Annotated in this window: 8 protein-coding genes and 2 pseudogenes; 7 read left to right on the forward strand and 3 right to left on the reverse strand. The window is 63.1% G+C overall.

The genetic code is table 11. From position 1 onward, the window contains the following. Positions 1 to 87: 87 nt before the first annotated feature. The 4 genes and pseudogenes from hemH to O7A60_RS09725 all read left to right on the forward strand — a co-directional run bounded on the left by hemH (position 88) and on the right by O7A60_RS09725 (position 3,963). On the forward strand, positions 88 to 1,149 hold the full coding sequence (hemH, locus tag O7A60_RS09710; RefSeq protein WP_337106041.1) for a ferrochelatase: 1,062 nt from the start codon (positions 88 to 90) through the stop codon (positions 1,147 to 1,149). 52 nt (positions 1,150 to 1,201) lie between these two features. Next, positions 1,202 to 2,412, forward strand: a pseudogene (locus tag O7A60_RS09715) (NAD(P)/FAD-dependent oxidoreductase). Positions 2,413 to 2,533: 121 nt separating this feature from the next. Further along, positions 2,534 to 3,484: an SPFH domain-containing protein gene (locus O7A60_RS09720; RefSeq protein ID WP_140504234.1), complete on the forward strand. Its 951-nt coding sequence runs from the start codon at positions 2,534 to 2,536 to the stop codon at positions 3,482 to 3,484. Between the two features lie 14 nt (positions 3,485 to 3,498). Next, positions 3,499 to 3,963 (forward strand): NfeD family protein, encoded by a 465-nt coding sequence (locus O7A60_RS09725; protein ID WP_337106043.1) that lies wholly within the window; start codon positions 3,499 to 3,501, stop codon positions 3,961 to 3,963. Positions 3,964 to 4,165: 202 nt separating this feature from the next. On the opposite strand, the gene O7A60_RS09730 is transcribed toward O7A60_RS09725, so the two are convergent. Continuing rightward, positions 4,166 to 5,167 (reverse strand): KpsF/GutQ family sugar-phosphate isomerase, encoded by a 1,002-nt coding sequence (locus O7A60_RS09730; RefSeq protein WP_337106044.1) that lies wholly within the window; start codon positions 5,165 to 5,167, stop codon positions 4,166 to 4,168. Between the two features lie 249 nt (positions 5,168 to 5,416). Between O7A60_RS09730 and O7A60_RS09735 the strand changes: the two genes are divergently transcribed. After that, positions 5,417 to 7,192, forward strand: a complete 1,776-nt coding sequence (locus tag O7A60_RS09735; RefSeq protein WP_337106045.1) for an outer membrane beta-barrel protein — start codon at positions 5,417 to 5,419, stop codon at positions 7,190 to 7,192. Positions 7,193 to 7,274: 82 nt separating this feature from the next. On the opposite strand, the gene galU is transcribed toward O7A60_RS09735, so the two are convergent. Further along, entirely contained in the window at positions 7,275 to 8,180 is a 906-nt protein-coding gene (gene galU, locus O7A60_RS09740) for a UTP--glucose-1-phosphate uridylyltransferase GalU (RefSeq protein WP_032936280.1), read from the reverse strand. Positions 8,181 to 8,375: 195 nt separating this feature from the next. On the opposite strand from galU, the gene O7A60_RS09745 reads away from it, so the two are divergent. Further along, positions 8,376 to 9,599 (forward strand): lytic murein transglycosylase, encoded by a 1,224-nt coding sequence (locus O7A60_RS09745; RefSeq protein ID WP_337106046.1) that lies wholly within the window; start codon positions 8,376 to 8,378, stop codon positions 9,597 to 9,599. 31 nt (positions 9,600 to 9,630) lie between these two features. After that, positions 9,631 to 10,854: an SGNH/GDSL hydrolase family protein gene (locus tag O7A60_RS09750; RefSeq protein WP_337106047.1), complete on the forward strand. Its 1,224-nt coding sequence runs from the start codon at positions 9,631 to 9,633 to the stop codon at positions 10,852 to 10,854. Here O7A60_RS09750 and gltD read toward each other — a convergent pair. Further along, positions 10,851 to 11,018, reverse strand: a pseudogene (gene gltD, locus O7A60_RS09755) (glutamate synthase); the annotation flags it as partial. The gene O7A60_RS09750 and the pseudogene gltD overlap by 4 nt on opposite strands.

The following is an 11,018-nucleotide window of genomic DNA, read 5'->3' on the forward strand; positions in this document are numbered from 1 at the left end:
AGACGGAAAGGCGATATGGTGCGGCCAGACGCAGCATTGAAAAGCGGCGCGCCATCGCTAGTTTCACGCCGTCTCCGGAGAACCCTTATGACGCCTACCAATGTTGTCGACCCCAAGACGGTCAAGCCGGTCGCCGCGACGGCGGGGCACGCGCCGGCCAAGGCCGGCAAGGTCGGCGTCATGCTGGTCAATCTCGGCACGCCCGACGGTACCGAATTCAAGCCTATGTGGCGATATCTCCGCGAATTTCTGTCCGACCCGCGCGTCATAGAGCTCAACAAGGCGATCTGGTATCCGATCCTCTATGGGCTGGTACTGACCACGCGGCCTAAGAAGTCGGGTGCCAACTACGCCAGGATCTGGAACCGGGAGAAGAACGAGTCGCCTTTGCGCACCTACACGCGCGCGCAATCCGAAAAGCTGACCGGGGCATTGCGCGACTTGCCCAATGTCATCGTCGACTGGGCGATGCGTTACGGCAACCCTTCGACATCAAGCGTCGCCGAAAGGCTGGTGGCGCAAGGCTGCGACCGCATCCTGAGCTTTCCGCTCTATCCGCAATATTCGGCGACGACGACCGCCACCGCCAACGACCAGTTGTTCCGGGCGTTGATGAAAATGCGCGCGGCACCTGCCGTCCGCAGTGTGCCGCCCTATTATGCCGAGCCGGTCTACATCGAAGCGCTCGCCAGTTCGATCGAACGGCATCTGGCGACGCTCGATTTCGAACCGGAGGTGGTCATCACCTCCTATCACGGCATCCCGAAACCCTATTCCGACAAGGGCGATCCCTACCGGGCGCATTGCCTGGATACCACGCGGCTGCTGCGCGAGAAACTCGGCTGGGACGAGAACAAGCTGATCACCACCTTCCAGTCGCGCTTTGGGGCGCAGGAGTGGCTGCAGCCTTACACCGACAAGACGGTCGAGAAACTGGCCAAGGACGGCATCAGATCGATCGCCATCGTCAATCCAGGCTTTTCCGTCGACTGCATCGAGACGCTGGACGAGATCGGCCGCGAAGCAGCCGAGACCTTCCATCACGCCGGTGGCGAAAACTTCGCCCATATTCCTTGTCTCAACGACAGCCCCGAGGGCATGGCGGTGATCGAAGCAATGGTGCGGCGCGAACTGTCGGGCTGGGTCTGACGTCGGAACAACACAAGCTCCGAAGCGTTGAGCAGCGCCTCCGGAGAATTCAATGCTCCGCAAACTCGACCTCAGCACTGGCCGGCCCGTCTGGTCCGCCTATCGGGCGCCCGTGGTGCCGACGGGCAGTCTGACCCGGGACGTCAAGACCGATGTGCTGATCGTCGGCATGGGCATCAGCGGCGCCATGATGGCCGAGGCGCTGACAGCGGACGGTCACTCCGTGATCTGCATCGACCGGCGGGGGCCGCTGAAAGGATCGACAGCGGCAACCACGGCGCTGGTGCAGTTCGAAATCGACCAGCCGCTTTCGGCTCTGTCGAGGATGATTGGCAAGGCCCAGGCACGGCAGGCCTGGCGACGTTCGCGGCTAGCTATTTCCAATCTCGCCGCCCGCATCGCCGAACTCGGCATCAAATGCGGCATGAGCCGCACCCAATCGCTCTATTTGGCCGGTACCGCGCTCGGCCCCTCGGAACTCCGGGACGAAACCGAGGCGCGGCAGATGGCCGGCATCGGCGCGACCTATCTCACACCGGCGCCATTGGCCGAAGCATTCGGCATCGATCGCGCTGGCGCCATCCTAAGCCATGGCAACATCGCGCTCGACCCGCGCAAGCTGACGGCCGGATTGCTACTCAAGGCTCAGGAGCGCAAGGCACGTCTCTATACGCCGGTCGAAGCGGCGGCGATCAAGGACAGTGCCGACGAGGTGATCGTGACGACCAGGGATGGCCCCGCCATCACGGCACGGCATGTTGTCCTGGCCACGGGCTACGAACTGGTCGACATGGTACCGGCGGCTGCTCACCGGGTCATATCGACATGGGCGATTGCAACCCGCCCGCAAACGCGAAAGCTCTGGCCGGGTGCGGCGTTTATCTGGGAAGCTTCCGATCCCTATCTCTACGTCAGGGCAAGGTCGACGGCAGGGTCATCTGCGGCGGCGAGGACGAGGATTTCATCGACGAGACGCGGCGCGATGAACTGATCGGCGACAAGAGCGCACGCATCGCCGCAAAGCTAGGCCTGATATTTCCGCATCTCGACGTCAGGCCCGAATTTGCCTGGGCCGGCTCCTTCGGCATCACGACGTCAGGCCTGCCCTATATCGGCGCCATTCCCAGGCACCCACGCATCCACGCCGTGTTGGGTTACGGCGGCAATGGCATCACCTTCTCGCGGATCGCCGCGGAGATCGTCTCGGCGTCGATCGACGGGCTTGAAGACACGGATGCAAGCCTGTTTGCCTTCAACCGCTGAGTGTATACTCGCAAACAATCCCTCATCACCTGATTGTAACGTTCTTGAAACACACTTAAGTCTTTGGTGAAGTTGGCTGCGCGGGAATGGCTTGCGTGGCCTGCCTCTGAGGGAGAGCCAAATGGATTTCAGTGGTTTCGATATTGCGATCGTTGTTCTTGTCGCGCTTGTCGTTCTGGTGCTGTTCAAGGGCATCAAGACAATTCCGCAGGGATACAACTATACCGTCGAACGCTTTGGTCGTTATACCAAGACACTGAGCCCCGGCCTCAACCTCATCACGCCGTTCGTCGACCGCATCGGCGCCAAGATGAACATGATGGAACAGGTGCTCGACGTTCCGAGCCAGGAGATCATCACCCGGGACAACGCCATCGTCGGTGTCGACGGCATCGCTTTCTACCAGATCCTCAATGCGGCACAGGCCGCCTATCAGGTTGCCGGCCTGCAGAACGCCATCCTCAACCTGACGATGACCAACATCCGTACCGTCATGGGTTCGATGGACCTCGATGAGCTGTTGTCCAACCGCGACGCCATCAACGAGCGCCTGCTGCGCGTCGTCGACGAGGCGGCGCACCCGTGGGGCATCAAGATCACCCGCGTCGAGATCAAGGACATCAACCCGCCTGCCAACCTCATCGAATCGATGGGCCGCCAGATGACCGCCGAGCGCAACAAGCGCGCGCAGATCCTGGCCGCCGAGGGCCTCAAGCAGTCGCAGATCCTCGAAGCCGAGGGCCGCAAGGAAGCCGCCTTCCGCGACGCCGAGGCGCGCGAACGCTCCGCCGAAGCCGAAGCCCGCGCTACCCAGGTCGTGTCGGAAGCGATTTCCAAGGGTGACGTGCAGGCGCTGAACTACTTCGTCGCCCAGAAATACACCGAGGCGCTGGGCAAGATCGGCACCGCCACCAACAGCAAGATCGTGCTGATGCCCTTCGAGGCGTCGTCTCTGATCGGCTCGCTTGGCGGCATCGGCGAAATCGCCAAGGAGGTCTTCCGCAGCGAAGGCACGACCGGTGCGCAAAGGCAGGCAGCCCGCCCGCCGGTGGTCCGCCCGAGCGAGAATTGAGATAGGCCACTCTCATGATCGACCGCATCGTTTCTGAACTCGGCCCGTGGAACTGGATGGTCCTGGGCTTCGTGCTGCTGGTTGTAGAGGTCATCGCGCCGGGCTTCTTCATGCTTTGGATCGGCATCGCCGCCCTGATCGTCGGCGCGGTGTCGCTGCTGATCTGGGATGCCGCCATCTGGACATGGCAGGTCCAGGTGCTGCTATTCCTCGTGCTGTCGCTGGTTTCAGCCTTTGCCGGCAAGAAACTTATGGGCGGACACGACCAGCCGAGCGACCAGCCGCTGCTCAACCGCCGTGGTGCGCAGATGATCGGCAGGATGGCGACGCTTGCCGAGCCGATCCGCGACGGCCGCGGCCGCATCAAACTCGGCGACACGCTGTGGCGGGTTTCCGGCCCGGATTTGCCCGCCGGCACACAGGTGCGCGTCACCGCCGCTGCCGACACCGACCTGGAACTGACGGTGGAGCGGGTCTGAGTTTCCGGCCCCCAATACCTGAATAGCACCGGCACAAGGTGTGTTGAGATTCAGGTCAGGCCGAGCGGAGAATGGTGGCCTCCGAGAACCGGAGCGGAGCGGGCATTAAGTCCGTGAGCTCAGTTCTACTGCGACGCAGTAGAACGGGGAAGCGCAGGAGGCTGCCGTCTGCAGGCCGGCCTGACCTGAATACCGACACGCCTTAGGCAGCGCCGATGCGCAGCAGGTCATGGAAATGCACCACGCCCAGCGGCATGTTGTTCCTGGTCACCACCAGCGCGCCGATATTATGCTCGTTGAGCAGCGCGATGGCCGTGCCTGCAAGCGTCTGCGGGTCGACCGTCTTGGGCGTGCGGGTCATCACTTCGTCGACGATGACGTCGGCCAGGTTACGGTGCAGGTTGCGCGCGACATCGCCGTCGGTGATGATCCCGGCCAGTTGGCCATTCGCGTCGACGATCAGAACGCAGCCGACCTTCTTCTGCGACAATGTCATCACAGCTTCCGGCATTTTGGTGCCGAGCGAAGCCAGCGGCATCTGGTCGCCGGCCCGCATGATCTCGGAGACCATGGTCAGGTTGGCGCCGAGCTGGCCGCCGGGATGGAAGGTGCGGAAATGGTCAGGCGTGAAGCCGCGCGCCTCGAGCAGCGCGATCGCCAGCGCGTCACCGATGACAAGTTGCAGCAGCGTCGATGTCGTCGGCGCCAGGCCATGCGGGCATGCCTCGGGGGTGCGTGGCAAAAGCAGCACCACGTCGGCCGCGCGCGCCAGCGCCGACGTCTCTCCGGAGGTCACGGCGATGAGCGGGATGGAGAAACGCCTGGAATAGGCGACGATGCCCATCATCTCCTTGCTCTCGCCCGACCACGAAATGGCGATGATGGCATCGTCCTTGGCGATCATGCCGAGATCGCCATGATTGGCCTCGACGGGATGGACGAAGAAGGCCGGCGTGCCGGTCGAGGCCAGCGTCGCCGCGACTTTCGAACCGATATGGCCGCTTTTACCGATACCGGTGACGATGAGCCGGCCCTCGATCTTCGAGATCATCTCGACGGCCTGGGCAAAGGGTGCTGCCAGTCCGTTCTCGAGTGCCTCGGCAAGGGCCGCGATCCCGGCCTGTTCAGTTGCCACCGTTCTCAGCGCCGATTCGATCGACGCTTGCCTGTCCAGAGGCTTCTTATCGAGAGGTCTCGCATGCATGGATGATGCGATTAGCGCTTTGCCGCCCGCCTGTCCAACGGAAATGGCCCTCCGGCATCAAGGTCGAGTGTGCGGCGGTTGGAGCAAGGACAAGGATCAAAACAGAGGGCACGACCCGGACCCGCATTGTCGCCCGCGAAAATCGCGTTTGAGCCGGGGGTGATGCATGCCGCCTCAACCCTCCATTAACCATCCCCATTTACGGTTCGGTAACTATGGCGCGCATGCGCCGCGCAAGCAGTGGTGGCGATGTCCGGGGTCCAGCCAGAAAAATTGAGAGGACGACGGGACAAGGCGGCCTGCGCCTTGCTGCTGGCGACCAGCATCCTTGCCTTGCTGCGCCCTGCGCCCCTCCATGCCCAGGAAACGGAACTGCGTGGAGAAGTATCCGAATCGGCGATCCTGTCCGACCAGCAGCGCAAGGCGGGAAGCCTGGTTCTCACCCAGCAAACGGCGGCCAACGCTGACGCGCGGGACAATGCGCCGGCGCGCACCTATTTGCCGGCCAGCGCCGACGCCGTGCCTGACGACACGGACGCCGCGAACTCGACCACCAGCGTCTTCGACCCGCCCCAGGCTAGCGACGATACCTCCGCTGATGCGCCCACGCCGCCCAAGCCGAGCCGCACTTCGACCGCCAGGCAGAATGCGGCCGACAAGGCAAAGGACAGGGCGACCGACAAGTCGAAGAAGAAAAAGAGCACTACGGCGGCTACGGATCCAACCACCACTGCCACGACGGCCACAACGGACGACACCGACAGCATCGCAGCGGACCAGGACGCGGCCAACCGCCGTGTACTCACCATCGACAGTGCGGACAGGCAGAAACTCGACGCTGGCGCCGGGCGCACCACTGCGATCGAGGGCCGGAACAAGAAACCCGAGGACGATCCGTTTGCCGCCACCGGCGTCAGATGGGGCTCCTTCGTCATCCGGCCGACCATCGAACAGGGGCTGACGGCCACGACGAACGGCGACTCGAGCAGTGCCGGCACATCGGCGCTGCTGTCCGAGACGGCGCTGCGCTTTACCGCCGCTTCCGACTGGCGTGAAAACTCCGCGACCATTGATGGCTACGGCATTTTCCGCGAAACGGTGTCGGGCTACCGGGTTCACGATGCGCAGGGCCGCATCGAAGGCCAGCTCAATGTCGACCTCGACAAGGAAATGCGCGCCATCGCCAAGCTCGGCTACGAAGCCGTGCCGGAATCCGCGTCTTCGCCCGATGCCATCGCCGGCGTCAGCACCCAGCCCCTGCGGCAGTCGATCGACGGCAGCATCGGCGTCGAGAAGACGGTCGGCAAGATGCAGTACACATTGACCGGGGCGATCTCACACGACTTCTATGGCGACGCCAAGCTCTCGGACGGCACCTCGCTGTCGCAGAAAGACCAGGACAACACGCTCTACACAGCGACCTTGCGCACCGGCTACGAGATTTCCCCGGCGCTCACGCCCTTCACCGAAATCGAGGTCGGCCGCCGGGCCTACGACCAGCGCATCGACAATGAAGGCTTCGAGCGCTCCTCGACGCGGCTTGGCGCCCGCGCGGGCCTGCAACTCGACATGGGCGAGAAGCTGTCGGGTGAATTCTCGGCCGGCTGGCTCAGGGAAGCGGTCGACGACAAGAGCCTGGAAGCGATTTCTGGGGCCACCGTCAACGCGGATGTCAAATGGTCGCCGCAACGCGGCACCATGATCGGCTTGACCGGCAAGACAACTGTCGAGACCACGACCACGTCAGGCGAAAGCGGCGATATCCTCTACTCCGGACGCCTGACGGGCGAACGTGTGATCCGATCCAATCTTACCGCGAATGCGGCTCTGGGCCTGGACTGGCGCGACTATGTCGGCATCGACGGCCATGACAGGATCTTGAGCGCGGAGGCCGGACTGACCTGGTGGCTGAACCGGTATGCCGGCCTCACCACCCGGGTGAGAACCGAGAAGCTGACCAGCAACCTGCCCGGCCGCGACTACACCGCCAACAGCATCTACCTCGGCGTGAAAGTGCAGCGCTGAAGGCGTATAAGCTTCGTCATCCTGGGGTCTCCGCGACGTCGCTACGCTCCTGCTTTGCCCGAGGATGACGAAAGTGCGGTGACTAAAACGCGGCCCCGCGGCGCTCGGATGGGCTCACCTCGTCGAGAAGCGTGCGGATGACGCCGGCCATGTTCTCATTCATGTCGCTGCGCCACAGCGCGAAGGCGACATTGGCCTCGACAAAACCTTCCGGCGAACCGCAATCGAAGGTGCGGCCCTGATAGTGGTAGCCGTAGAAGGCCTGCTGCTTCTCCAGCTTCAGCATCGCGTCGGTGAGCTGGATCTCGTTGCCGGCGCCCTTCTCCTGCCCTTCCAGAATCCCAAAGATTTCCGGCTGCAGGATGTAGCGGCCGTTGATGTAGAGATTGGACGGCGCCGTGCCGGTCTTCGGCTTTTCCACCATTTCGGTGATGCGGAACCCGTGATGCGTGTCTTCGCCGCGCCCGACAATGCCGTATTTATGCGCCTCCGCCGGATCGCATTCCTGCACGGCGATGATGTTGTTGCCGGTTTCCTCATAGAGCTCGACCATTGCCTTCGTGCAGCTCTTCTCCGACTGCATGATCATGTCCGGCAACAACAGGGCGAACGGCTCGTCGCCGACCAGTTCGCGCGCGCACCAGACGGCATGGCCGAGACCCATCGGCACCTGCTGGCGGGTGAAGCTGGTCTGCCCCGGCGCCGGCTGCAGCCGTTGCAGGCGGGCAAGCTGCTCGTCCTTGCCGCGCTGTGCCAGCGTGTCATAGAGCTCGAACTGGATATCGAAATGGTCCTCGATGACCGCCTTGTTGCGGCCGGTGACGAAGATGAAATGCTCGATGCCCGCCTCGCGCGCCTCATCGACGACATACTGGATGACCGGCCTGTCGACGACGGTCAGCATCTCCTTGGGAACAGCCTTGGTGGCCGGGAGAAACCGCGTGCCGAGACCGGCGACCGGGAAAACTGCCTTGCGAACTCTCTTCATGCTTTCAATTATCCGTTTGCTGGCCAGCTCCGCAATCCCCGTCTCGCGACATTTTCACGCCGGAATTGAAGATTACTGGGGCAACTGAGGGAGCACCCAGGTGTCTTTTTCGTTCCAGGCGACGCCTATGGTAAACTAATTCCTAACCCGGTTCGGCGATGAATGGTCTTTCCTGAGACAGAGAAGGAGGAAAAGATGTCCGTTCGCAATGCCGCAAAACGTTTCGCCAGCGTCATGACGGCGGCCAGCCTCTCGCTTGCTTTGCTGATGCCGACCGGGCCGGCTTTCGCCGACGCCGGTTTCCGGCAATGGGTCGCCGGGTTCCGCGCCACCGCCGTCGCGGGCGGCGTTTCCGGCTCCGTCTACGACCAGGCTTTCAGGGCTATCAACGAGCCCGATCCGGTGGTGTTGGAAAAGGCCCGAACGCAGCCCGAATTCACCGCCCCCGCCTGGGATTATTTCGACAACCGCGTCCATGATCAGTCCGTCGCCGTCGGGCAGCAAATGGCGAAAAAGTGGAAGCCTTGGCTGGACAGGATCGAGGCAAGGTTCGGCGTCGACCGCTACGTTCTCCTGGCCATCTGGTCGATGGAATCGAACTATGGCGAGATCCTCAAGCGCGACGACATCATGCGCAACGTCATCCGTTCGCTGGCGACTTTGGGTTACGGCGACGCGAAACGTTCGAAATATGCTCGCACCCAGTTGGTCGCGGCGCTGAAGATACTGCAAACCGGCGATATCGACGAGAGCCACCTGATGGGCTCCTGGGCGGGCGCCATGGGCCAGACCCAGTTCATCCCGACCAGCTACCAGCATTATGCCGTCGACATGGACGGCAACGGCAAGCGCGACATCTGGAATTCCATTCCCGATGCGCTGGCGACATCAGCCAACCTGCTCAAGAAGAATGGCTGGCAGGCCGGAAAGACCTGGGGCTACGAAGTCACGTTACCGGCAGGCAAATTGCCGGGCGGATCGAAGACGCTGGCACAATGGCAGGCGCTCGGCGTCGTCAGGGCCAGCGGCAAGCCGTTCAAGAACCTCACCGACAAGGCGACGCTGAAAGTGCCGGACGGGCGTGGCGGACCAGCCTTCCTGATGGTCAGGAATTTTTCGGTCATCAAGGCCTACAACAATGCCGACAAATACGCGCTGGCCGTTGGTCTGCTTGCCGATGAGATCGCCGGCGGCAGCGGCCTAGTCCAGGATTGGAACCGGCCTTTCACCAAGCTCAGCTTCGAGGAACGGCAGGAGTTGCAGAAGCGACTTTCCCAGCATGGTCTTTATGATGGCAAATTCGACGGCAAGATCGGCGACGGCTCGAAGACGGCCATCATGGCCTACCAGGCAAAGGTCGGCTTGACCCAGGATGGCTATCCGAGCTTGGAAGTGCTGAAATGGCTCAGGCAGAAATAGAGCCTGACGAAGTTGAGTAGGGAGGGAGCGATTGGTTTGGCCTGCGCGCATCGGCACGTTCGTTCGTCGCATGCCGGTGCTGATCCTGGCCTTCGCCGTGCTCGCCATTGCCGTGGCCGGCGCCCCTGCCATGGCGCAGGAGCAGCCGCAGCAGAGCCGAGGCTGGTCGTTGCGCGACCTTCTGTTTCCGCGCCGCAGCGAGCGGATCGAGCCGCCGCCGGACATCCAGCAGGCGAGGCCTAAGCCGAAGAAGAAACCTCGTGCGCCTCGTCCACCCGAGGAGCCGGCAATGCCCGTGGTCGAAAAGGCGCCGGACGCCCGCACCGTCCTGGTGGTCGGCGACTTCATGGCGACGGGCCTCGCCGAGGGTCTGGACGAAGCCTTCGCCGAGAATACCGGTGTCAGGATCGTTGTCCGCGGCAATGGCTCGTCAGGCTTCGTGCGCGATGATTTCTACAATTGGCCCGAACAGATCAAATCGCTGATCGAAACCGAAAAACCCGCCGCGGTGGTCGTCATGCTGGGGTCTAACGACCGCCAGCAGATGAAGGTCGGCGACGTGCGCGAGCAGCCTCGCTCCGAAAACTGGACCAAGGAATACGAACGCCGTACCGATGAGTTCGGCAAGGCAATCGCCACCGCCAAGGTGCCTTTCCTGTGGGTCGGCATGCCGGCCTTCCGGGTGCCGAAGATGACCTCGGACATGCTAGCCTTCAACGACATCTACCACAAGGCGGCCGAAAGCCACGGCGGCGAATTCGTCGATGTCTGGGACGGCTTCGTCGACGAGAACGGCGCCTTCATCACCAGCGGCCCCGACATGAACGGCCAGCCCGTGCGGCTACGCGCCGATGACGGCATCAACGTGTCCAAGGCAGGCAAGCGCAAGCTCGCTTTCTACACCGAAAAGCCGCTGCTGAAGATCCTTGGACTGGCAGCGCCGGGAAGCGTAGCACCGGCGGCAGCGCCAGCGGGCGCACCCGTCGAAGCACCGGCTCCGGCGGCCGCGCCCATCGTCATCGATCGCACCCAACCCATGCTGCTCAGCGATCCCGCGCTCGACGGCGGCACCGAATTGCTCGGCGCTGCCCCGCCGCCGAAGGCCAATCCAGCTCTTCCCGGGGAAAGGCTGGTGATCGAGGGCAAGGCACCGGAGGCCTCCCCAGGTCGCGCTGATGATTTCTCGTGGCCGCCGAAGGCAAGTCCAGCAGCTGCGGCGGCCGCAAGCGACACCACGACGGCGATCAGCCCTTAGCGCGGCAGGACGGTCGTCCCCATCAGCGCCTCGTCGATCGAGCGTGCCGCCTGGCGGCCTTCGCGGATCGCCCAGACGACCAGCGACTGGCCACGGCGCACATCGCCCGCCGCGTAGAGCCGGTCGACGCTGGTCCTGTAGTCGCGGTCGTTGGCCTCGACATT

The organism is Mesorhizobium salmacidum (SeqCode), from assembly GCF_037179605.1.
Taxonomy (GTDB): Bacteria; Pseudomonadota; Alphaproteobacteria; order Rhizobiales; family Rhizobiaceae; genus Mesorhizobium; species Mesorhizobium salmacidum.